Below are 22571 nucleotides of genomic sequence, written 5' to 3' on the forward strand. Positions count from 1 at the left end.
CTTAGAGTAACACAATTATGGGAGAGAAAGTAAATGTCAGAAGAAACATATCATTCTCGTCAAGAACGAAAACAAGCTGAAAAAGAAGCTAGACAATCAAAACGACGAAATAAAAGAAATTCACTTAACAAAGTGTCTCTGTTAAAAAAAGTACTGATAGTCTGTATAGTGCTAGGTGTTTTTTCCGTTGGAGCGGGAGCTATTACGTTTGCTTCCATGATAAAGGATGTACCTGCATTAGATTCTTCTAAACTTATAGATCCTCTTTCCACGAAATTCTATGATATGAATGGAAATTTCATTTATGAATACGGGAAGGAAAAGCGAACAAAAATTACGTATAATCAAGTTCCAAAAGTTTTGGAACAAGCGTTTATTGCGACAGAGGATTCCCATTTTTATGAACATCACGGTTTAGATGTTAAAAGGACTGCCAAGGCTATTTTTGTGAATGTTACAGGTGATTTCGGCTCTCAAGGGGGAAGTACCATTACCCAACAGGTCATTAAAAACTCCTTTTTGACACCGGAAAAAACACTGAAGCGAAAAGTGCAAGAATGGGATTTGGCTTATCAGTTGGAAAAAGAGTACTCCAAACAGGATATTTTAATGATGTATTTAAATAAAATTTATCTCGGCAACCGCTCCTATGGGGTGGCAGCTGCAGCAAAGAACTACTATGGGATTGAAGTAAAAGATTTGAAAAGCATGACGCTAGCGCAAGCGGCCATGATTGCCGGTCTACCACAGAGTCCCAATCATTATGATCCTACAAAGCCTAAAAATATAAAAGCGGCCACCGAGCGACGTAATCTTGTCCTACGTTCGATGCTTAGAGAAGGCTATATAACTGAAACGCAAATGGAGGAAGCATCTAAAGTTCCAGTAACCGAGGGCCTTGTACCGAAAAATAATCAACAACGAATGCCTTATGAGGCTTTTTTAGACGCAGTTGTAAAAGAAGTAAAAGGCAAACTGAAGGATGTCGATATAAGTACAGATGGACTAACCATTTATACAACCCTAGATCCCAAGGCACAGGATTATGCAGAAAAATTGTTGAATACTAATGAAATCATTGCCTATCCAAATGCAAACCTGCAGGGAGCATTTGTCTTTTTAGATACAAAAACGGGTGAAGTAAGAGCTATTGGCAGTGGTCGAAATGACTACAAAGCAGAATTTCTAGGCCACAACCTTGCAATCGATATGAAACGCCAACCAGGTTCTACTTTTAAACCTATTTTTGATTATGGCCCAGCAATTGAACATTTAAAATGGTCTACTGGACATTTAATCAATGACCAAAAGACAACGTATGCAACAGGTCAATCCATTTCAAACTGGGACCATCAATTTCATGGAGTAATGACGATACGGAAAGCCCTGCAAAACTCTTATAATATCCCGGCGCTACTTACAATGAGGGAGGTAGGGGAAGATAATGCTAAGTCTTTTGCTAAAAACCTTGGCATTTCGTTTAAAAATGATAAAGTATACGAATCTTACGCGATTGGAAGCAATACCGTTAGTCCTTTAGAGATGGCAGGAGCGTATAGTACTTTTGGAAATGGCGGCCAATACTATCAACCGCATTTTGTTCAAAAGGTAATTTTCCCTGATGGGAAAGTTGTTAGCTTTACAGAGGAACCTAAAAAAGTGATGGAAGATTATACTGCCTATATGGTGACAGATATGCTCCGTACAGTCGTGAATGATGGTACGGGTAAACTTGCGAATATACCAGGTCTAGATGTCGCAGGAAAAACGGGGACGACTAATTATGATCAAAATACGGCAGCCAAATATGGTTATCCTGAAACTGCAACAAACGACAGCTGGTTTGTTGGATATACCCCGCAATATACAATGGCTATCTGGACTGGCTACGCTCAAAATGGTCAGGGGAACTATATGATTGGTAATACGACGAAAATATCACATTACATGTTTAAAGCGATGATGCAAACATTCGGTACAGAAACAACTACTTTCCAACAACCAAGTAGCGTATACAGTGCATATAATGAACTTTATATAAAAGGTATTCCTTCAGCAGAAGTGCCAATTATACCTAGCATTAATAAAGAAAGATCGTTTAATTTTGTGAAAATAAGAGGGTATGAGAAGCATAAGCAAAAGGAATGGAAACAAAAACCAGGAAAAGGGAAAGGAAAACATAAGCATTGAGGAAAGCATTGAGCTTTCCTTTTTGTTGTTTTATAAGCCAGCCCAGAAACCCTTTTTGCTTTAACGGGAGGCTATTGTTGCTTTAAAATATGATTTCCGCAAATGGTATGTAGCCCTTATTACAGGAATTATCTTATCAATTATTGCGCCATTAATTGGCACACCTATTGCGGTAGCGGTATTTGGAGGGTTAAATGGTACAGGGATGGATTTAGTGGTTTTATGGTTAAGGTCTGCGGGTGAGAGTATATTTGCCTCTACCTTCATTTCAAGAATAACCGGAAATGTAGTTGATAAAATTGCGACATGTTTACTTACAATGTTTATCTTAAGCAGAGTTTCAATTTTTAAAGCAATTTTAATAAAAAAGAGGGACAAAATCGATGCAGCGCTCTAAAAAAATTATCATTACTGCTCACTGTATATTAAATCAAAATACTGTCATCGAGGATGAAGCAAGAGCGCTTGGTGCCATACCATCTACTGTGGAATGGATTATGGAGGAAGGATTTGGGGTTGTCCAGCTTCCATGCCCAGAATATACCTTCTTAGGCATCAATCGTCCACCCAAGACATATGAACAATACGATAATCCACAATACAGGAAACATTGTCGTGAAATATTAGCTCCTATTATTGAACAACTACAGGAATATCAAAATAATGGTTATGAGATTGTTGGCACGATCGGAATTCAAAGCAGCCCTTCTTGTGATCAGTCAAGAGGTGTCTTTTTTGAAGAATTTCAGTCATTGTTACAAGAGAAGTGTATTAAAACGGGTAAACAATATTTTTTACCCAATGAATCACAACCCATATTTAATCCTTTAGTTCATGTAAAAAAAACGATTTAGCAAAAACGCTGAATCGTTTTTTTAATTTCATAAATTTTTAGAGTGAATCAGATAGCTTACCACCGCTGGTACGTTTTGATACTTTAAAAATGGTAAGAGTCCAGATAACGGTTGGTAAAAACCAAAAAAATGTAAATTACTTGCAGCAAATAACATATGGATTCGATTTTGACTTTATTTTCCAAAATACAATGTTACACTTATAGTAACTAGTAATGTATCCATGGTAAGTAAAGGTGGGAATAAATATGAAAATGAAAGTAGCATTCATTTCGATTATTATACTCATTGTTACTATTTCCATAAATCTATGGAAGAAAGATTTATGGGATGCAAACGCGGAGTTGCTTAAAGAAGAAGTATCGGAACTAAACGTTGATACTATACATTTAGAAGATATCACTCCATTTGAATGGGATGTGGTCTATTCATTTAATCCCTATACTTCAAAAGAAGAGATTTATAAAACCATAGGTTATAAATGGGATCGTATCTCAGAAACTGTTAGTGAAGGAATGAATCAAATTGTTTTCTTAAAGGATGGTAAAGTAGTTTGCTATTTATACGGTTATCCAACTAATAATGGTTATGGAATCAATTTTATAAAAGGGAATTATACAGACGTAACTACAGTTCTAACACCAGAGGATGATTTGAATTTTAAGGTAACAATAAGTGACGGTGTTACCTATTTAAGTATTGAATAAGTAAAACCCTTGCTTCTAAAATCACTCATGGGAAAAATGGAAGGGATGGATTTAATATTAAATTGTAAAGAGGTGAAAATAGATGGTGTATAATGCAAAATCAGAAAGATTAGGACTCTTTATTATGTTAACAGCAATATTATTAATGAATATAATCGGTGAATACCATGATGGAATAGTAAAATACCTTATCCCATTGTTTCTAGTGATTATTGTGGGATTCATTGATTTTAGTTTTAAGATTGAAGATGGATATTTAATTTATCAAATATTATTTTTGAATAGGACTTTTTACAAAAAAGATATTTTTCCCGATCAAATTGTTCGGATGAAGTTTTGCCGTGTTCGTTGGACCACAAAATGCACAATAATTGAGATACAGAAGGGACCAAATATTCGCATTGTCGACTTTCGACCTACTACAATTTTTACTGATTTAGTTGATTTCGCCAATGTGCATCATATAACCATATTTAAAACAAAAGATTATAAGATTATAGATAAATAGCTAATAAGATAATCCATTTTAAAGGAAAAGCGGCGCCTAAAAGAATATCTATTGATATTACCAAAGGAGGTAGTTGAGATGTCCTGGAAAGAAAAACTCTCATTAAGTATGATTAGCCTTGTTCTACTAGCACCCGTAGCAACTGCAGGGTGCAGTGTGAACACGAATCAAAAGGGACAGGAACCTTCTCAAGAAAAGATTCATATGCCGGTATCCATGACGGCGGACTTTGCAAATTATAAAGATTTGTCTGTAGATTTTTCCCCAGCTATTAAACCTTATGTAGTTGAGCGGAACTTAAGTAATGTAACGAATACGGAGATGTTTCAGTTTTCTAAAGAAGCAGAACGTATGCTAGTTGAAAATGGCTTTGTCGTCGTTCCAAGTCAATACCGGGAATTTTTTATGCTTTACGAAATCAATCGCTATCAACCTGTACCAAACTTTATCACAACCGACTCAATGTACATAACTATCATTTGTTTTTTGCACATTTGTTGCGTGAAGTAGAAAAGGAAAAGTTGGAACCGTTGTTAAAAGAGCTTACTTCAGCCATGCTTGCTGAATCTGAAAAACAGTATATAGATCTTAAAGGAACAAAATGGGAGAATGCTGCCTTGAGGAACATCGGCTTTTTCTCGGTGGCAGGAAAGCTTTTAAATCTTAAAATTACAGTTTCGGGCAAGGTAAAGACAGAAGTGGAAGAGGAACTGCGACTCATTGAAAACAGAGGGGGTATTCAGGCCTCCCCATTACTGAATATGGGGCAGCAATTGAAGGGTTCAGATATCCAACAAGAGGATTATACACAGTATATTCCGCGTGGTCACTACGATAAGGATGAACTTTTACAGTCATATTTTAAGGCCATGATGTGGTATGGAAGAATGACGTTTAGGACCCAAAGTGAGGATGAAACAAAGTCGGCGATCTTAATGACTCTTGCTCTTAGTAGAGGTGATAATGGGCAAAAGTGGGATGAAATATACCAACCGACCAACTTTTTTGTAGGAAAAGCCGATGATTTATCCTTTTTACAGTACATGAGTCTTTTGAAAAAGATATATGGAGCCGATATTGAACTGAAGGGAATTGCCTCCGATGAAGGAAAATGGCGTTCATTTATGGAAGCTGCTTCAAAGATGGAGCCGTCGGTGATCAATTCAATTCCAATCTTTGATGAAGATATCCAACCTGACCGTGAAAAAGCAATCAACGGCCTTCGTTTTATGGGTCAGCGGTTTACTCTTGATGCCGCTGTTTTTCAGCGTTTGGTTTACCGTGATGTGAAAGAAAATAGTGAAGGGCAGAGAAGAATGCTTCCTAAAGCATTGGATATCCCTGCTGCCATGGGTTCAAAGGAAGCTTATGCCATCTTAGAAAGTGAAGGGGAAACAAAGTATGCCGGATATCCAAACAATATGAGCAAACTTCAGGAGTATATCACTAATCTAGATAAAAAAGCTTGGACACAAAACCTTTACTGGGGTTGGCTGTATACACTAGATTCTTTGCCTAATAAAAGAGGAGAGGGATATCCATCATTTATGCAAAACGAGTCTTGGATGAGGAAAGACTTGAATACGTTTGTATCCAGTTGGACCGAGCTTAAGCATGATACGATCCTTTATGCCAAGCAGGCATACGCTGAAATGGGCGGAGGGGAGGAAGGTGTGGATGACCGGGGGTATATCGAGCCCAATCCAATTCTGTATGGCCGCCTTGCTGGCTTGGTAGACATGACAAGGGAAGGGTTATCTTCGCGGAATCTTTTAAACGAAAGAGACCGTGACAGCTTGGACCGCATGGAGCAGTTGGCTCTTTCCTTAAAAACTATTTCAGAAAAGGAACTTTCAAATACTCCGCTTTCTAATGAGGAATATGATTTAATTCGATCCTACGGAGGACAATTGGAACATTTCTGGCTTGAGGCACTTCGTGATATTGGCGTCGATCACCGTTCCGCTATGGCTGAAAACCCTGCGGCCCTTGTAACCGATGTAGCTACTGATCCAAATGGACAAGTATTGCAGGAGGCCACCGGAAATATTTTTGAAATTTATGCTATTGTTCCAGTCGATGGTAGTTTAAGAATCGCCAGCGGTGGTGTCTATTCCTATTATGAGTTTCCTTGGCCACTTGATGACCGGTTAACCGATCAAAAATGGCATGACATGCTTGATTCTGGTGAGGTTCCACCACTACCCGGTTGGACTAAAACCTATATAGCCCCATGAGAATACCTTTCATTTTCATGATAGTTGGTACCTTGTTGCTGATGGGAATGCTATTTGGTTGCAGTCCTACCACTGAAAAAAAGGATATCGATGGCAGTGCTTATGATGATATTTCATCTTTTAGGGATAGCCGCATGAAGCTGCCGGCACACAGAGTGATGAAAACGGAGCAAATCGACCTGGATGAAAATGGAGTCACGGAAGAGTTTTCTTTGCATAATGGTAAAATAACTGTAAAAGGTGACTCTCATACCATTTGGGAGTCTCCGGATACTTGGTGGATTGATTATTTTTTCTTGGGAGACACGAACAACGATGGTAATTTTGAGCTTAACCTTTTAGTATGGAAAGAAGGGAGCTTTGGTCCTCATAAGCCCTTTTGGATAGAGGAAGAGGATACGGAAGTTAAAAATCACCTTTTTATTTTCAAGCTAGAAAAAAGCAAAATCAAACCGGTTTGGCAATCATCCAACCTTGATTCTCCTAACTACTGTGCTGACAGTATTGATTTGAATGGAGATGGTAAAAACGAGTTGATAACGATAGAGGGTAGTTATACCGATCCTTTCAAGCGGGAGATAACCATATGGAAGTGGAATGGTTGGGGATTTTCCCGAATCTCATTGTAAATTTAAGGATTGACTTATTAACGAAATCCATTATAAGATAAATTTATAAAAATGAATAAAAGTAATAGGTGCCCTTCGGGGAGAATAGGGAATGAAGTGGAAATCTTCAGCGGTCCCGCCACTGTAATGGGAAGTTTCATAGAAAATGCCACTGGCTTTTGCTGGGAAGGGCTATGAAATGATGATCCAGAGCCAGGAGACCTGCCTATATACTTTTGTACATATAGATGATGGAAAAGTCTGTAGTTTATTTGCTATTCGAATAAACTATAGGCTTTTTATTTTTTTTATAGAGGAGAGAAAAAAGATGAATTTATTACAGCAAACGATTCAACGTATTGAGGGATTGGATAGAGCAATGATGGAAAAGGCAAGAAACAGGGTGGACAGCTTAATTAAGCCATCGAAGAGTTTAGGAAGATTGGAGGATTTAGCTGTTCAATTAGCGGGAATCTATGGTGTACTTTACCCGAAGGTGGATCAAAAAGCTATTGTTGTAATGGCTGCAGATCATGGGGTTTATGAAGAAGGAATTTCTAGTAATCCTCAAGAGGTAACGTATGCACAAACAATGTTCTTTACAAAAGGAATAACAGGGGTCTGTGCATTAGGAAAAACATCGAATACAAAGATTGTTCCAGTAAATATTGGGGTAAAAGGAGAGCTTCCAGGTGATGTTCCTGTCATTAATAGAAAGATTAAAAATGGTACAGACAATATAGCCAATGGTCCTGCTATGACAAGAGAAGAGGCTATCCTATCGTTGGAGGTAGGTATAGAGGTTGCAAATAATGAAATTCAAAAAGGTGTCCAATTACTCGGGACAGGAGAAATGGGAATTGGAAACACTACTCCAAGTACAGCGATTTTGTCTGTACTAGGGAATATTGAACCTAACGAGATTACTGGCATTGGTGCAGGTGTTGGTGGAGGGGGAATAGCACATAAGATAGACGTGATTAAGAAAGCGATTGAAATCAATCATATAAATAAGGCAGATGCCATTGATGTCCTTGCAAAGGTGGGAGGCCTGGAAATTGGTGGTATGGCTGGAGTCATGTTAGGTGCAGCTGCAAATCGCATCCCTGTAGTAATTGATGGCTATATTTCTACTGTATCTGCTTTACTTGCTATTTCAATTGAACCTAAGGTAAAGGATTATCTTATCCCATCGCATGCATCGGCTGAACCAGGTGGTAAGAAGGCTAGTGAATTGCTTGGAATTGAACCAATCTTATACATGAATATGTGCCTTGGAGAGGGATCAGGGGCGGCTTTAGCATTTCCAATCATTGAATCTGCATGTAATATGATCCAACATATGGCTACCTTTTCTGACGTTGGCCTTAAACTTTGATTTGTTCATTTTAAAATAAGTAGTAATATTTGGAACAATCGAATAGACAAAATTGGACCTTATTATAAAAAGAATTGATAAAAATTCAACCGGAGATAAAACACCGGAGAATTACCGATGTTTTATCTCTGCTTTAAGTAGCTTTGTTCAGTTTTAGGTACCAGGGGAATTCGATTGTAAATGTTAATAATCATTCGCCCAATTGGTTCAAATACAAAACTGAATTTATAAACTAGTGTACTACTGAATAGTGCAACAATAATGCTCCCTAGAACATCAAAAGGATAGTGGTGACCCACATAAATACGGGAGAGCCCTGTTACAATTGCAAACACAAGCATTCCAAAACCAATTTTTCGATGGCGCAATAATACGGCAAGTGCTAGGGAAAATGCGCCTGTTGTATGATCACTAGGAAACGAAGAATCTTTTGCATGCTGAAGTAATAGATGAACATTATGTGTTACAAAAGGCCGTGGTTCAAAGTATATATGGCCTAAGATAAAATTAATGAATAAACCAATACCGCCAGTTATTGCGGCAAACACAACAGCATATTTCAGTTTTTCTTTTCCAAAAAACCACATGAACAGAAGAACGAACGCATAAACAATGAGTGCGTCTTTGGTAACGAAAACCATTAGTCCATCTAAAAATGGATGATGACCTGCATTTTCATTGATAGCCTGAAATATTTTATAATTCATCTCAACCTCTCCTTGAATTAACTAAACTACTAAAATGTTATTGCATTGAAAAGTGGGCATACTAAGTATAATAAATGAATCTTTTTATTTTCTTAAGAAAACATTAAAAATTCCTTAAGATGTAAGGGGGAGCCTAATTTGACTAAGAATAATATGGAGTTGTCACTAGAACAACGTGAAGAATTACTCAGAGTATTGAAAGACCGTTTTGAGAAAAACATGAATCGCCATGAAGGTTTAGAATGGACTAAAGTCCAAGCGAAGCTGGAAGCTAATACTGGAAAACTGTGGTCACTTGGTGAAATGGAAAGTACTGGCGGTGAACCAGATGTTATTGGTCATGATCAAATGACGGACGAATACATTTTTTATGATTGTTCAGCGGAAAGTCCTAAAGGTCGCAGAAGTGTTTGTTACGATCGTGAAGCGTTGGAGTCAAGGAAGCAACATAAACCAGAAAATACTGCTATTGATATGGCTGCCGACATGGGAATTGAACTTTTAACGGAAGAACAATACCGGGAGCTGCAGAAACTTGGGAATTTCGATACGAAAACATCGAGCTGGGTGAAAACCCCTGCTAATATTAGAAAACTCGGTGGGGCCATCTTTTGTGATCGTCGCTACGATACTGTCTTTGTATACCACAATGGAGCAGAATCCTATTATGCCGCCAGGGGGTTCCGTGGCTCGCTAAGGGTCTAAAGTTTAAGAAAATCTGGGTACAAATACGCCCAAGTGTGTTTGATGCAGCTTCAGTTGCGATTCTCGTTTATTTTATTTAAATTTGATTTTAATCAAAGAAATTATCCTTATTATGGGTCAGAATTAAGGTATAGAAAGAAGGAAACAAGAAAAGTATCAAAAAAGCCTACTCAAATAAGGAGGATTTTCAAATGAAACAAATCATTTCTGTTAGTGGACAAACACATCTTGGAGAACTTGTAACATATTTTCCTGCCATTACGTCACGTCTAAATGAACTGCATATTGACTACTGTTGTCAAGGGGACCGTACACTTGAAGCAGCCATTGAAGATGCAGGTTTAACACCAGAATTCATTACCGAGGTACAGGATGCATACAGTGACTTTTTGGAGAGACCTGATAAAGAATTACCTGTGTCGGAGCTTACGGATGAACAGCTTATCGATCTAATTATGGAAGTCCATCACGAACCAGAGCGTGCTTTGTGGAGGGAATTGGAACAGCTAGTGAATAAGATATTGCTTGCTCACTATAACCATGGCAAAGAACTGCTTTTGAATCTGCATAGGGATTTTAGCGAGTTAAAGATGGAGTTGGAGGAGCATTTCGCTAGAGAGGAAAAGGAACTCTTCCCAGCAATGCGCATGCCCGATAAAACGCCAGAAGAAAGGGAAGCAATCCGGTTAAATATTTTAGAATTGGAAAGTGAACACGATGGTGCTGGAGAGATTATTAAGCGCATCATCAAAGAGACCGACGATTTTACTCCACCGGAATATGCATGTCCCACGATGAGGGCAGTCTATTCGAAGCTTCATGAATTGGCGGATGATATTTTTCTTCATATTGCTAAGGAAAACAGCGTTTTATTTAAAAGATACCTTTAATTTTACCAAGAAGAAAACATGGGGGCATCTGTCCCTGTGTTTTTTACTTTAGGAGAGAATAGGTGATAACATAGATGTCAATGGTATAGAAATAGTGCATTTTCGTTGGGTTTTGTGTCAATTAGAATGAAGGGATGAATATAAATTGAGGAAGTTTATTGTAAACGTAAGAAAAATACATCGATCTTTTACAATTCCGATGGTAATTTTAATAATATTAAAGGTTTCGTTGGAGAATAGCGCATATGATTCAATAATAACACCGTTTGCTGCAGTTGGTATGATTTTTATGGTTATTTCAGGGTTATTTATTTACATAGATACAATAAAAATGAAAATGTCGAAAAAGAAAAGCAAATAACCCATAAGTATCACTCTGAATCTAATAATCTAAAAAAGTTGTATATTTTGACAAGCATTTTTATTTGTGTTAAGTTGATTTAAATTACATATGCAGGGGAGCTCGGACAGGGCTGAGAGGAAACAAAGAGGTTTCGACCCTTTAACCTGATTTGGATAATGCCAACGTAGGGAATTAACACTATTTTTTACATATTTAGTGGGATATGCCTGTTGTTGCATATCCCACTTTTACTATTTTAGGAGGTTTTTTATGAGCAGTGAGAACAAAATATCATTTTTAAGTGGGGCACTTTTATGGTTTGGTGCCGCCATTTCAATTGCAGAGATTTTAACGGGGGCACTGCTTGCCCCTCTGGGATTTGGTTTAGGGATGACTGCCATTATTGTCGGGCATATTATCGGTTGTTCGCTCCTTTATTTTGCTGGTTTAATAGGGGCAAAAAGTAGATTATCGGCTATGGAAACAGTTCGGTTTTCCTTTGGTAAAAATGGGTCAATCTTCTTTTCTATTCTTAATATTTTGCAGCTTATTGGTTGGACTGCAGTCATGATTATCAGTGGAGCCCGTGCTTTTGGTAGTGTCGCGAATGGCCAGGTTAGCTTTGGAAATGATACGATTTGGTGTATTTTAATGGGAGCCATGATTATCATTTGGATTTTGGCTGGAATAAAAAATGTGGGAAAACTAAATTTATTTGCAGTCGGGGCACTTTTTATATTAACTGCAATATTGGTTGCTGTTGTGTTTAAGGGTGACAATAGCGTGGATATCAGTGAAACAATGAGCTTTGGACTTGCGCTTGAGCTTTCAATCGCTATGCCCATTTCTTGGCTTCCACTCATTTCGGACTATACAAAAAACACAAATAAACCGATCGCCTATACGCTTTTAAGTACTGTATGTTATTTTGTTGGCAGCTCCTTTATGTATGCAATCGGTCTTGGCGGTGCCTTATTTGCGGGTAATTCAGACGTTGTGCAAATTTTAGCTAGTGCGGGGCTTGGTTTAGCAGCTATGCTGATTGTTGTGCTATCAACAGTAACCACAACCTTTTTGGATGTATATTCAGCAGGGGAAAGTATGCTTAATATCACCCAGAGGTTCAGTGGAAAATTCATTTCTGTTGTGGCCTGTACTGCAGGAACGCTTATTGCAATATTAACGCCGATTGAGCAATATGAAAACTTTTTATATTTAATCGGCTCAGTATTTGTGCCGATGATTGCCATACTCATTACTGACTACTTTATCCTTGGGAAACGTGACAACACAAAAAAATTCAATGTAATCAATTCTATTCTTTGGGTAGTTGGATTTATTATTTATAGAATGTTTTTAAATATTGATACTCCAGTTGGCAGCACAATTCCTGTAGTTGTTATTATTATTCTGCTTTGCATTGTAACAAATACCATTGAAAAAAAGGTGTTGAAGAAAGGAAATCAGTTTTAGGAATATTTGGATAACTAAGCAGAATTATGATATAAATCATAGCCAAAAGTCCTATACAATGAAACAATAAGCTTAGAGATTTTTACCTTTGTTTTGGTCACATAGTAAAAAATGGAGTGTGATAGCATGGAGGGACGACTGGAAAGTTCACCATCTGAGTGTATTAATGATGGGATTATGATTGATAAAGATTTAAATCACCTTACCTTGATAGACAACTTAACAAGACTTCCAAACTATTCTTACTTTCAGGATATTTATAACCAAACTTGGCAAAGTGCTCTAGGCAAACTTGAACCCGTTTCATTGGCTTTATTCGATTTTGATCATTTGGAACTTTTTAACGAATCATATGGATTCGATGCAGGTAACAATACAATCCTCAGAATAGGTACTAAAGTTAAATCTTTATTAAAAAGACCAGAAGACTTTGTTGCGCGTTGTGAGGGCGGAAAATTTATCATCCTTCTACCGGATACAAGAATAAATGGTGTGCTAACAATAGCAGAAATTATCCGCCAAGAAATTGAAAAAATGAGAATTCCACATCATAAATCAACTACGTCAAGTTATGTAACGGTAAGCTTTGGCGTGGGGACAAAAACACCATTTATATGGGAAAATCCAATTGAATTTTATAAAGCGGTAGAACAAGCGATGGATTCCGCTAAAAAAGGCGGAAGGAATCAAGTGATTTGGAATAATGTTTTGTTATAGAATACAAGCTGCGACTCAAAAATTTGCTTTCTAAATTTTTGAGTCGCTTTTTTTATAATCATTTTTATTTACGATTTTACAATTTAAGAAAATTGACATAGGGCAAAGAATCATTTGTTCATCTGGTGGATAATGAAGACACATACAAAGGAGGGAAGTACAGGTAGTCAACCATCCTTTTTTTATAATTAACATTGAGAACCAATATCATTATCGATTATAAAGGATAAGGAAGTGATGATGATGTCAAAAATTTTAATAGTCTATGCTAGTATGACAGGAAATACTGAGATGATTGCCAATCTAGTTGAAGCAAGCATAAAAGAGTGTGGGTTTCCGGTAGTACGAAAAGAAGCAATTGAAGTAGAAGCTAATGAGATATTCACTTTTGACGAGATCATCCTAGGCACCTATACATGGGGTGAAGGAGACATACCTGATGAATTCTTTGATTTCTTTGAAGATATGGATGGCATTGATTTAACGGGCAAGAGATTTGCCATATTTGGTTCCGGAGATCCATCGTACGAACATTTTTGTGGAGCAGTTGATAAATTAGGAAACATGATTTTAGAAAAAGGAGGGCAATTAATGCTCGAGGGACTAAAGATAGAGTTGTATCCAGAAGGTGCGGAAGAAAATCGCTGTAAAGAATTTGGAACAGCTTTTGCTGAATCGTTAAAAAGATTGTAGGAATTATTGATAATGGCTAAATCTTGTGAAAAAGAAAGCCACGATACCATCAGTGCGATGGCATGGTGGCTTTCGATAAGGTTTTAATTTCTAATTAAATAATCAAATGCACCTAGAGCTGCAGTAGCACCTGATCCCATTGAAATGATAATCTGCTTGTATGGATTTGTTGTACAGTCACCGGCCGCAAATACACCAGGGATGTTGGTTGCTCCACGGCTGTCAATAATGATTTCACCTATTCTGTTGCGTTCAAGTGTGCCTTCTAGCCAATCTGTGTTAGGTACCAAACCGATTTGCACAAACACACCTGCTAATTCAATATGTTTTTCTTCACCTGAATCACGGTCAATATAAGAAATGCCATTTACTTTGTCAGTACCGGTAATTTCTTTTGTTTGCGCATTTTTAATAACCGTTACATTTGGCAGGCTGTATAAGCGTTCTTGTAGAACGGAGTCAGCTTTTAGCTCTGGCATAAACTCAAGGACGGTTACATGGTTTACAATACCTGCGAGGTCGATGGCTGCTTCAATACCGGAATTGCCGCCGCCAATTACGGCAACGTCTTTTCCTTCAAATAATGGACCATCACAATGAGGGCAGTACGCTACACCTTTGTTCTTAAATTCATCCTCACCTGGAACACCAACATTTCGCCAACGAGCACCTGTGGAAAGGATCACGGTTTTACTTTTCAAAACTGCACCGTTTTCAAGTTCAATTTCAATAAGATCTTTCTTTTCTAAACGTTTGGCACGTTGTAAATTCATGATATCAACGTTGTACTCTTTTACATGTTCTTCAAGACTTGCCGCTAATTTAGGGCCTTCCGTGTACTTAACACTAATAAAGTTTTCAATACCTAATGTATCCATAATTTGACCGCCAAAGCGTTCAGCAACAATACCTGTACGAATGCCTTTTCGGGCTGCGTAGATAGCCGCACTTGCACCCGATGGTCCGCCGCCAATCACAAGAACATCGAATGGTTCCTTATTGTCAAACTCAGATGCATCTGGACCTGAGCCAATTTTAGCTACTATCTCTTCGAGTGACATGCGACCGCCACCAAAAGATTCCCCATTAAGGAACACAGTGGGGACCGCCATGACGTTTCGCTTTTCAGCTTCTTCTTTGTAAGCAGCGCCATCAATCATCGTGTGTGTTATGCTGGGATTAAGAACACTCATGACATTCAATGCTTGAACAACATCAGGACAGTTGTGGCAAGACAAGCTAACAAACGTCTCGAAATGATAGTCGCCTTTTAAATTTTTAATTTGCTCAATAACCTTTTGGTCCACCTTTGGAGCTCTTCCGCTAACTTGCAAAAGAGCCAACACTAATGACGTAAATTCGTGGCCAAGTGGAACACCTGCAAACGTAATTCCAGTATCTTCGCCGGCACGATTCACACTAAAACTTGGTGTTCTTTGTAATTGAGTGTGTTCTACTTTTATCCTTGGAGACATGGATGCTAATTCATCAACTAAAGCAAGCGTGTCACGGGAAACCTCATCAGATCCTGAACTAACTTTAAGAAGGACATCGCCTTCCATCATTTGAAGATATTGGGCTAATTGTTCTTTTATTTCGGCATCTAAAATCATGTAAATACACTCCTTATAATTTTTTGAGGAAGTATTAATTATATAATAATAAAACTCAATTAATAATTATTATAAATTTATATTTATTATTATATATGTTTGAAATGTTGTCAATAAGTATATTCGATGAGAAAGAGGCAAGATTTAGTATACCTTCTATAGGTATAAAAAAATCACTCTACTATACATAAAGCAGTAGAGTGACTTTTGTTAATAATCAAAATCGGATTATTATACTCCTTAGATTTTACCTACAAGATCAAGGCTAGGCTTAAGAGTTTTTGCACCTTCTTGCCATTTTGCAGGGCAAACTTCACCTGGATTGTTGCGAACATATTGTGCTGCTTTAATTTTGTTAACAACAGTATTTGCATCACGGCCAATTCCACCAGCGTTAATTTCAAGTGCTTGAACAACGCCATCAGGATCAATAATGAAAGTACCACGGTCTGCCACACCATCTTCTTCAATTAGCACATCAAAATTGCGGCTTAATTGGTGAGAAGGGTCGCCAACCATAATATATTCAATTTTCTTAATCGTTTCTGAAGTATCATGCCATGCTTTATGAGTAAAATGAGTATCAGTTGATACTGAATATACTTCAACTCCAAGTTCTTTTAATGTTACATAGTTATTTTGAAGATCTTCAAGCTCAGTAGGGCAAACAAATGTGAAGTCAGCTGGGTAGAAGCAAACTACGCTCCATTTCCCTTTAAAATTTTGTTCAGTAACTTCAATGAACTCCCCATTATGAAATGCATTTGCTTTAAACGGTTGTACTTCTTTTCCAATTAATGACATAATCAAATTCCTCCTATGTAATGTTTTATAATTATTAAGTTTTAACAACAAATGCCAAAACTTAAAGTAACCATGTAAAAATACTTCAAATTATTAACTATTTATAATAATTATAATTCAATATTTATTATTATATAAATTATATATTTTGTCAATAACAATGTACAAATTAATGCCCTTATAAATTTGTCCTATTTGATAAAAACTAATTCATAAAAAACAAAGTTGGAGGTTCTTTGAGTGGAAAATGATCGTAATTCATTTACAGTGGTGGGAACAAATATTGATGAAGTAAAAAAGCAAAATGAGCAATCGGGTATGTCTTATAATGAAGTAAAAGAATGGCTAGCGAAAACAACGGGAGGGTGTGGTTCAGACATTTATAGTGATACTAAAGCTGAAAAGGTAAAAGGAAATATCAAAACCGAGGAGGACTAATAGAGATATCACAATCACAACATGCTTTTTTGATTACTAGAGTAGGCCGTGGAAGAAATGGCTTACTTTTTTTATTCCCTTCTTAAAATAAATGGCTCATATCTACATATGATTGTAAAGAGTTGGAAAATGTGTCTTACTATTTCAAACAATCTGCTGGGGAGGATTTACACATGAAGATCTCTTTAAAAACGGTAAAGCTGGCGAATGGTGAAACATTGGGCTATCGCGAGCGGGATGGAGGAAATGAAGTTCTCTTACTAATCCATGGGAATATGACATCCTCGAAGCATTGGGATGTTGTACTGGAAACATTGCCTGATAACTTCAAAGTTTATGCGGTTGATTTGAGAGGGTTTGGACTTTCCACCTATCAACAGCCAATTGAAACGATTAAGGATTTTAGCGATGATGTCCAACTATTTACCGATGCCCTTGGTCTGAAACAATTTTCAATCTGCGGCTGGTCTACAGGCGGAGCGGTTGCGATGCAATATGCAATTAATTACCCGGATGCGGTAAAAAAAGTAATCCTTTTGGCATCGGCCTCCACAAGAGGCTATCCATTTTACTCTGTTAATGCCTTTGGTCAATTGGTGCGTTTAACTAAAAAAGAAGAAATTGCAAATGATTCTACAAAAGCGATACCTGTTCAACAGGCCTATGAAACAAAAAATAAAGTGTTTTTACGGAAGATGTGGGACCTGCTTATTTATAACAATCATAAACCTGAACCGAATCGATACGAAGAATATTTGGAAGATATGATGACGCAAAGAAACTTAGTGGATGTTTATCAAGCTTTAAATCTTTTTAATATAAGCAGTCGTCACAATGGAATCTGCATAGGCACAAATCAGGCTAAGGATATAACTGTGCCGACTCTTATTTTATGGGGTGAAAATGACCAAGTCGTTGCTGAAACAATGACAAAGGAAATTGCAGAAGATTTAGGAGAAAATGCTAAGATTAAATATTTACGAAACTGTGGCCATTCGCCACTGATAGATGACTTAGACCAATTAGTAAAGGAAATGGTCGCCTTTTTAAATGAATGAGAAAGGAGAAATACCTATGCTTATGGAGCTAGATTGGCTGAATAATAGAGCAAGGATATCCTCTAATCATGTCGCCGTTGTTGACGGTGATTCAAGAGAACGTTGGACGTATGCCGAATTAAATACACGAGCCAATCGTCTTGCCGCTTATTTCTTGAAGGTTGGGGTTCAAAAAGGGGAACGGGTTGCCTTACTATCCCCTAATCATATCAGTTATTTTGATTTATATTTTGCCTGCGGAAAAATCGGGGCCATCTTTGTTCCACTGAACTGGAGATTAGCACCTTCAGAGATCCAGTACATCATCGCGGATTGTGGACCAAGGATCATTGCCTACCATTCAGATGTGGATGGGCTTGTTGAAGAAATAGATGCTATTCCAACTTTACAGGTTGATAGTCCTAGCTATGAGCAGATTTTCCTTATGGATGAAGAAACAGTCTTAAAGACTACTATTTTAAAGGAAGACCCACTAACGATTATATATACGGGCGGGACTACTGGAAAGCCTAAAGGAGTCGTACTCACTCATCAATCCATTTTTGGTAATACGATTAATACCATTTTTAGCTGGAATTTGAATGGGGATGACACGACTTTAACCATTTTACCGATGTTTCATTCTGGCGGACTTTTTGCATTAACAATGCCACTCCTTCACATGGGTGGGACGGTTGTTTTTTGTAAAAAATTTGATTCGGCACAAACAGTCTCACTTCTCAATAGAGAGTCTTGTACAATCATGTTGCTCGTACCGACGATGTACCATATGTTCATTGAGTCTAGTGAATTCCAGCAATCATCATTTCCATCGATGCATACCTTTTTGTCAGGTGGTGCGCCTTGCCCGCAAGTAATCTATAAAGCTTTTGAAAAAAAGGGACTCATCTTTAAAGAAGGCTACGGGCTGACAGAAGCTGGTCCCAATAACTTTTATATTGATCCGGGTCATCTCCCTGAAAAACGGGGGTCGATTGGAAAGCCTATGCTTTTTAATGATGTACTCTTGGTAAATGAAGATGGTGTTGAGGCAGGTATCGATGAAGTTGGGGAACTTCTTATAAAAGGCTGTCATGTCTTTGATCATTATTGGAATCAACCTGGAGAAACGAAGGCAGCGAAGATCAATGGCTGGCTTCATACTGGTGACTTAGGGAAAAAAGATAAAGATGGGTTCTTTTATATTGTTGGCCGCATGAAGGAGATGATCATTACTGGTGGAGAAAATGTCTACCCATTAGAAGTCGAGCACGTTTTATCTGAACACGAAGCCGTAAGTGAGGTAGCGGTTATTGGCATAAGCCATGAAAAATGGGGTGAAATCGTAACTGCCTTCGTCGTTCGAAAAACTGGGCAAGCAGCTACTGCCAATGAACTAAAAACCTTTTGCCAACAGAAGCTGGGAGGCTACAAAGTGCCAAAGGAATTTATTTTTATAGATGCTTTACCGAAAACACATGTTGGAAAAATAGATAAAAAACAACTGTTGAAGCTTGGCAGGTAGGGCCTGGATTATGTCTAGGTCTGTTTATTTTATCAAACCTCGATACATCTTTTGGATGTTCTTTTTTAATCGATCGTCCATATAATTTATAAAAATGGGGTAGTAGGACAAATCACCTTTACAAACCCATTTCTGGTCAAATTTTCATACGGAGGTCAGGGCATGAAAACATCTTTTTTTACAGAAGAGCATCAAATCTTTCGCAAATCACTGCGAAAAATGCTTGAAAAGGAAGCCTTTCCTCATTATTCTCAGTGGGAAAGCAACCGAGAGATTCCAAGAGAGTTTTGGTTGAAAATGGGGGAACAGGGATTTCTTTGTCCGTGGGTGGCAGAGGAATATGGAGGACTTGGCTTAGATTTTTCCTATTCGATGATTCTAATTGAAGAATTAGAGAAGGTAGGTGCCGGTTTATCATCAGGAATGTCTTTACATTCCGAAATTGTAAGCCCTTACATCGAATCGTTAGGTACAGAGGAGCAAAAACAAAAGTGGCTACCGCGTTGCATTAGTGGCGAGATAATTACGGCCATCGCGATGACGGAGCCCGGTGCGGGTTCGGATTTAGCGAATATTAAAACAACTGCACGGCGTGAAGGAGACCATTACATTGTAAATGGTGAAAAAACGTTTATAACAAACGGGTATCATGCAGATGTGATTGTCGTTGTTTGCAAAACTGACCCTAAAGCCTCACCAGCACATAAGGGAATTAGCCTTTTGGTCGTTGAAAATGGAACAGAAGGATTTAGAAAAGGAAAAAAACTGGACAAAGTCGGTCTCCATTGTGGTGACACAGGAGAGCTCATTTTCGAAGATGCAAAGGTGCCTGTTTCAAACCTACTAGGTGAAGAAGGAAAAGGTTTTTATTATTTGATGGAAAATTTGCAGCAAGAGCGTTTAGTTGTTGCCATTCAATGTCAGGTTGAAGCAGAAGAGATGCTGTGGCTAACGATGGACTATGTGAAGAACCGTCAAGCCTTTGGCCAGTCGATTAGTAAATTTCAAAATACCCAATTTAAAATTGCCGAAATGGCAACGGAAATTGAGATGGGTCGCTCGTTTATAAATGACGTAACCGAACGTCATGTGAAAGGTGAAACGCTAATTAAGGAGGTATCAATGGCGAAATGGTGGATTAGTGAAATGGCTAAAAGGGTGGCGGCCGAGTGCCTCCAGCTTCATGGCGGATATGGGTATATGGAAGAGTATGAGATTGCGAGACGTTTCCGTGATATACCTGTTACCAGCATTTACGCTGGGTCTACTGAAATTATGAAAACAATCATCGCCAAACAATTGGAGCTATAGCCTCCATTCAAAAACACCATGTTACATGAAAAGGGGTTGTCAATAATGTTTGTATTCGAACAATTGAAAGAACATGCAAAAGTTCAGCCGGATAAAGTGATTACAGTCTTCCAAGGGAGAGAACTTTCCTACGCCCAATTTTATCAGCAAGCGAAAAATCTAGCAGGGTACTTTCAAAAAAGGGGGTATCAAAAGGAGGACAAAATCGCCCTGTACCTTAATAATTCGGATTATTTTTTAATTTGTTATTTTGCGTGTCAACTCGGTGGTTTTATCGTAACGCCAGTGAATACAAAATTAACAGCAACGGAAGTTGAATATATCTTGACCCATTCTGAAGCGAAAGCTCTCATTTATGATGAGCGCTTTAATGGAGTGTTAAGTCAGATTAATCTTGAACACTTTGAAGATTTGTTGGTTGTTGGAGAAGAGGCTTCCCTAGATGCGATTCTTCGTGACAATTCTATCCCCTTTACTGAAGTTGAAGTTCATGAGGATGATACTGCCGTAATTTTTTATACTTCGGGAACGACTGGTAAGCCGAAAGGTGTAATGTTGTCTGCAGGAAATGTCAGAGCTGTGATCCAAATTTGGGCTGAAGCAATGGGGATGTCAGCTGAAGATCGTATGCAAATTTCAACCCCACTTTTTCATTGTGCGGCCAGTCATTGTTTTAGTGTACCTGTTATCTATCAAGGCGGAACGGTTGTGATTGAGGAAGTCTTCTCACCGGAACAAACGCTCTCAACGATGGAGCAAGAGAAGGTGACAATCTTTTTCGGGGTGCCGGCGATGTACAGCATTTTGTTAAATATGCCAAGAATGTCGAGTTTGGACTTATCGAATTTACGTTTGTTTACATATGGGGCAGCACCGATGCCATATGAGTTAGTGCGCCAATTAAAAGCGAACTTCCCAAGTGTATTGGTTCAAAATTTATATGGGCAAACGGAGAATTCTCCTGGGGCCACGACCCTAAAAGATCATTTTGCACTGGAGAAAATAGGTTCAGTCGGTGAGATTTTACCGCGAACCGAAGTCAAAGTCGTTGACGAAAATGGAACTGAAGTCCCAACTGGCGAAGTTGGTGAAATTATCGTTAAAGGGCCCCAAGTGATGAAAGGTTATTTTAAAAATGAAGAGGAGACGAATCGAATACTCAAAGACGGCTGGATGTATAGTGGTGATTTAGGGCGCTTTGATGAGGATGGATTATTGTATATCGTTGATCGGAAGAAGGACATGATTATCCGCGGTGGGGAAAATGTATATCCTATAGAGGTGGAAGAAGTATTATATGAGATGCCGGAGGTATTGGAGGCTGCGGTCGTCGGCGTACCACATCAAGTATATGGAGAGGTACCTAAGGCTTATATTGTGCTAAAAAAAGGGCAGAATTTAACGGAAGAAAATGTACTTGCTTTTTGTGAGAGAAAACTTGCCAAATATAAGTGGCCTTCAGAAATCGATTTTATTGAAACACTCCCCCGAAATGCCAGTGGAAAAGTGTTGAAGCATGTTTTGCGAAAAATGGTGGAAAATATTTGAAGAGTTCATGCAACATTAAAAAAGGAAATCAATTGTATTTGTTGAATTAATAGGAATCAGGTCCCCATACTGAAAGTCATTTCTATGGGGGACTGATTCCTTTGTGTTTAGTACAAGCCCAAATGTAGGATCCATGGTACAATGAAGGTAATTATGAAATAATATTGTTGAAAACTTAATAAGGCAAATCAAAGCTAAATAGATTGACAATTCCGAACAAAACATGATATAACACTATAAAAGCAATCGTTATTTTATTACATAAAAGCATAAAAGCATAAAAGT

At 38.0% G+C, this 22571-nt stretch carries 20 protein-coding genes, 1 pseudogene and 2 riboswitches; of the genes and pseudogenes, 18 read left to right on the forward strand and 3 right to left on the reverse strand.

Features of this window, described 5'->3' with window-relative positions; all coding sequences use genetic code 11:
- Positions 1-33 precede the first annotated feature (33 nt).
- The 7 genes and pseudogenes from ACNQFZ_RS00230 to cobT all read left to right on the forward strand — a co-directional run bounded on the left by ACNQFZ_RS00230 (position 34) and on the right by cobT (position 8482).
- The gene (locus tag ACNQFZ_RS00230) at positions 34-2190 is read left to right on the forward strand and encodes a transglycosylase domain-containing protein (RefSeq protein ID WP_458413362.1); all 2157 of its coding nucleotides are present in this window, start codon (positions 34-36) and stop codon (positions 2188-2190) included.
- Between the two features lie 383 nt (positions 2191-2573).
- A complete protein-coding gene (locus ACNQFZ_RS00235) occupies positions 2574-3044 on the forward strand; it encodes a CD3072 family TudS-related putative desulfidase (RefSeq protein WP_458413363.1) in 471 nt (156 codons plus the stop codon).
- A gap of 254 nt (positions 3045-3298) precedes the next feature.
- Entirely contained in the window at positions 3299-3751 is a 453-nt protein-coding gene (locus tag ACNQFZ_RS00240; protein WP_458413364.1) for a hypothetical protein, read from the forward strand.
- A gap of 82 nt (positions 3752-3833) precedes the next feature.
- Positions 3834-4259, forward strand: coding sequence for a hypothetical protein (locus ACNQFZ_RS00245; RefSeq protein WP_458413365.1), 426 nt, complete (start codon positions 3834-3836; stop codon positions 4257-4259).
- 351 nt (positions 4260-4610) lie between these two features.
- A pseudogene (locus ACNQFZ_RS00250) lies at positions 4611-6496 on the forward strand (DUF3160 domain-containing protein).
- A gap of 17 nt (positions 6497-6513) precedes the next feature.
- Positions 6514-7125 (forward strand): hypothetical protein, encoded by a 612-nt coding sequence (locus ACNQFZ_RS00255; protein WP_458413366.1) that lies wholly within the window; start codon positions 6514-6516, stop codon positions 7123-7125.
- 49 nt (positions 7126-7174) lie between these two features.
- Positions 7175-7348, forward strand: a riboswitch (cobalamin riboswitch).
- 84 nt (positions 7349-7432) lie between these two features.
- A complete protein-coding gene (gene cobT / locus ACNQFZ_RS00260; RefSeq protein WP_458413367.1) occupies positions 7433-8482 on the forward strand; it encodes a nicotinate-nucleotide--dimethylbenzimidazole phosphoribosyltransferase in 1050 nt (349 codons plus the stop codon).
- A gap of 122 nt (positions 8483-8604) precedes the next feature.
- Here cobT and ACNQFZ_RS00265 read toward each other — a convergent pair whose 3' ends face one another.
- Entirely contained in the window at positions 8605-9189 is a 585-nt protein-coding gene (locus ACNQFZ_RS00265; protein ID WP_458413368.1) for an undecaprenyl-diphosphatase, read from the reverse strand.
- Between the two features lie 153 nt (positions 9190-9342).
- Between ACNQFZ_RS00265 and ACNQFZ_RS00270 the strand changes: the two genes are divergently transcribed.
- From ACNQFZ_RS00270 to ACNQFZ_RS00295, 6 genes are all read left to right on the forward strand, one after another.
- The gene (locus ACNQFZ_RS00270; RefSeq protein ID WP_458415265.1) at positions 9343-9894 is read left to right on the forward strand and encodes a DUF4256 domain-containing protein; all 552 of its coding nucleotides are present in this window, start codon (positions 9343-9345) and stop codon (positions 9892-9894) included.
- Positions 9895-10085: 191 nt separating this feature from the next.
- Entirely contained in the window at positions 10086-10784 is a 699-nt protein-coding gene (locus ACNQFZ_RS00275; protein WP_458413369.1) for a DUF542 domain-containing protein, read from the forward strand.
- Positions 10785-10929: 145 nt separating this feature from the next.
- Complete coding sequence (locus ACNQFZ_RS00280; protein WP_458413370.1) at positions 10930-11145, forward strand: hypothetical protein; 216 nt, start codon at positions 10930-10932, stop codon at positions 11143-11145.
- 84 nt (positions 11146-11229) lie between these two features.
- Positions 11230-11335, forward strand: a riboswitch (TPP riboswitch).
- A gap of 62 nt (positions 11336-11397) precedes the next feature.
- Positions 11398-12600, forward strand: coding sequence for a putative hydroxymethylpyrimidine transporter CytX (gene cytX, locus ACNQFZ_RS00285; RefSeq protein WP_458413371.1), 1203 nt, complete (start codon positions 11398-11400; stop codon positions 12598-12600).
- Between the two features lie 126 nt (positions 12601-12726).
- Positions 12727-13317: a GGDEF domain-containing protein gene (locus ACNQFZ_RS00290; protein ID WP_458413372.1), complete on the forward strand. Its 591-nt coding sequence runs from the start codon at positions 12727-12729 to the stop codon at positions 13315-13317.
- A gap of 240 nt (positions 13318-13557) precedes the next feature.
- A complete protein-coding gene (locus ACNQFZ_RS00295) occupies positions 13558-14010 on the forward strand; it encodes a flavodoxin (protein ID WP_458415266.1) in 453 nt (150 codons plus the stop codon).
- Positions 14011-14093: 83 nt separating this feature from the next.
- Here ACNQFZ_RS00295 and ahpF read toward each other — a convergent pair whose 3' ends face one another.
- Positions 14094-15623 carry an alkyl hydroperoxide reductase subunit F gene (gene ahpF, locus ACNQFZ_RS00300; protein WP_458413373.1) on the reverse strand — a complete coding sequence of 510 codons (1530 nt, stop codon included), beginning with the start codon at positions 15621-15623 and terminating at the stop codon, positions 14094-14096.
- Positions 15624-15863: 240 nt separating this feature from the next.
- Entirely contained in the window at positions 15864-16427 is a 564-nt protein-coding gene (gene ahpC / locus ACNQFZ_RS00305; RefSeq protein ID WP_458413374.1) for an alkyl hydroperoxide reductase subunit C, read from the reverse strand.
- Positions 16428-16667: 240 nt separating this feature from the next.
- On the opposite strand from ahpC, the gene ACNQFZ_RS00310 reads away from it, so the two are divergent.
- From ACNQFZ_RS00310 to ACNQFZ_RS00330, 5 genes are all read left to right on the forward strand, one after another.
- Positions 16668-16865 carry a gamma-type small acid-soluble spore protein gene (locus ACNQFZ_RS00310; RefSeq protein ID WP_458413375.1) on the forward strand — a complete coding sequence of 66 codons (198 nt, stop codon included), beginning with the start codon at positions 16668-16670 and terminating at the stop codon, positions 16863-16865.
- Positions 16866-17038: 173 nt separating this feature from the next.
- On the forward strand, positions 17039-17923 hold the full coding sequence (gene phaZ, locus ACNQFZ_RS00315) for an intracellular short-chain-length polyhydroxyalkanoate depolymerase (RefSeq protein ID WP_458413376.1): 885 nt from the start codon (positions 17039-17041) through the stop codon (positions 17921-17923).
- A gap of 16 nt (positions 17924-17939) precedes the next feature.
- Positions 17940-19427 carry a class I adenylate-forming enzyme family protein gene (locus ACNQFZ_RS00320; RefSeq protein WP_458413377.1) on the forward strand — a complete coding sequence of 496 codons (1488 nt, stop codon included), beginning with the start codon at positions 17940-17942 and terminating at the stop codon, positions 19425-19427.
- A gap of 162 nt (positions 19428-19589) precedes the next feature.
- The gene (locus tag ACNQFZ_RS00325; protein WP_458413378.1) at positions 19590-20738 is read left to right on the forward strand and encodes an acyl-CoA dehydrogenase family protein; all 1149 of its coding nucleotides are present in this window, start codon (positions 19590-19592) and stop codon (positions 20736-20738) included.
- 45 nt (positions 20739-20783) lie between these two features.
- Positions 20784-22286: a class I adenylate-forming enzyme family protein gene (locus ACNQFZ_RS00330; protein WP_458413379.1), complete on the forward strand. Its 1503-nt coding sequence runs from the start codon at positions 20784-20786 to the stop codon at positions 22284-22286.
- Positions 22287-22571: the final 285 nt, after the last annotated feature.

The sequence above is a fragment of the Schinkia acidoalkalinis genome (assembly GCF_054301215.1).

Coding starts and splice junctions, on each gene's coding strand:
- ACNQFZ_RS00230 (WP_458413362.1), top strand. CDS start 34: ATGTCAGAAGAAACATATCATTCTCGTCAAGAACGAAAACAAGCTGAA.
- ACNQFZ_RS00235 (WP_458413363.1), top strand. CDS start 2,574: ATGCAGCGCTCTAAAAAAATTATCATTACTGCTCACTGTATATTAAAT.
- ACNQFZ_RS00240 (WP_458413364.1), top strand. CDS start 3,299: ATGAAAGTAGCATTCATTTCGATTATTATACTCATTGTTACTATTTCC.
- ACNQFZ_RS00245 (WP_458413365.1), top strand. CDS start 3,834: ATGGTGTATAATGCAAAATCAGAAAGATTAGGACTCTTTATTATGTTA.
- ACNQFZ_RS00255 (WP_458413366.1), top strand. CDS start 6,514: ATGATAGTTGGTACCTTGTTGCTGATGGGAATGCTATTTGGTTGCAGT.
- cobT (WP_458413367.1), top strand. CDS start 7,433: ATGAATTTATTACAGCAAACGATTCAACGTATTGAGGGATTGGATAGA.
- ACNQFZ_RS00265 (WP_458413368.1), bottom strand. CDS start 9,189: ATGAATTATAAAATATTTCAGGCTATCAATGAAAATGCAGGTCATCAT.
- ACNQFZ_RS00270 (WP_458415265.1), top strand. CDS start 9,343: ATGGAGTTGTCACTAGAACAACGTGAAGAATTACTCAGAGTATTGAAA.
- ACNQFZ_RS00275 (WP_458413369.1), top strand. CDS start 10,086: ATGAAACAAATCATTTCTGTTAGTGGACAAACACATCTTGGAGAACTT.
- cytX (WP_458413371.1), top strand. CDS start 11,398: ATGAGCAGTGAGAACAAAATATCATTTTTAAGTGGGGCACTTTTATGG.
- ACNQFZ_RS00290 (WP_458413372.1), top strand. CDS start 12,727: ATGGAGGGACGACTGGAAAGTTCACCATCTGAGTGTATTAATGATGGG.
- ACNQFZ_RS00295 (WP_458415266.1), top strand. CDS start 13,558: ATGATGTCAAAAATTTTAATAGTCTATGCTAGTATGACAGGAAATACT.
- ahpF (WP_458413373.1), bottom strand. CDS start 15,623: ATGATTTTAGATGCCGAAATAAAAGAACAATTAGCCCAATATCTTCAA.
- ahpC (WP_458413374.1), bottom strand. CDS start 16,427: ATGTCATTAATTGGAAAAGAAGTACAACCGTTTAAAGCAAATGCATTT.
- phaZ (WP_458413376.1), top strand. CDS start 17,039: ATGAAGATCTCTTTAAAAACGGTAAAGCTGGCGAATGGTGAAACATTG.
- ACNQFZ_RS00320 (WP_458413377.1), top strand. CDS start 17,940: ATGCTTATGGAGCTAGATTGGCTGAATAATAGAGCAAGGATATCCTCT.
- ACNQFZ_RS00325 (WP_458413378.1), top strand. CDS start 19,590: ATGAAAACATCTTTTTTTACAGAAGAGCATCAAATCTTTCGCAAATCA.
- ACNQFZ_RS00330 (WP_458413379.1), top strand. CDS start 20,784: ATGTTTGTATTCGAACAATTGAAAGAACATGCAAAAGTTCAGCCGGAT.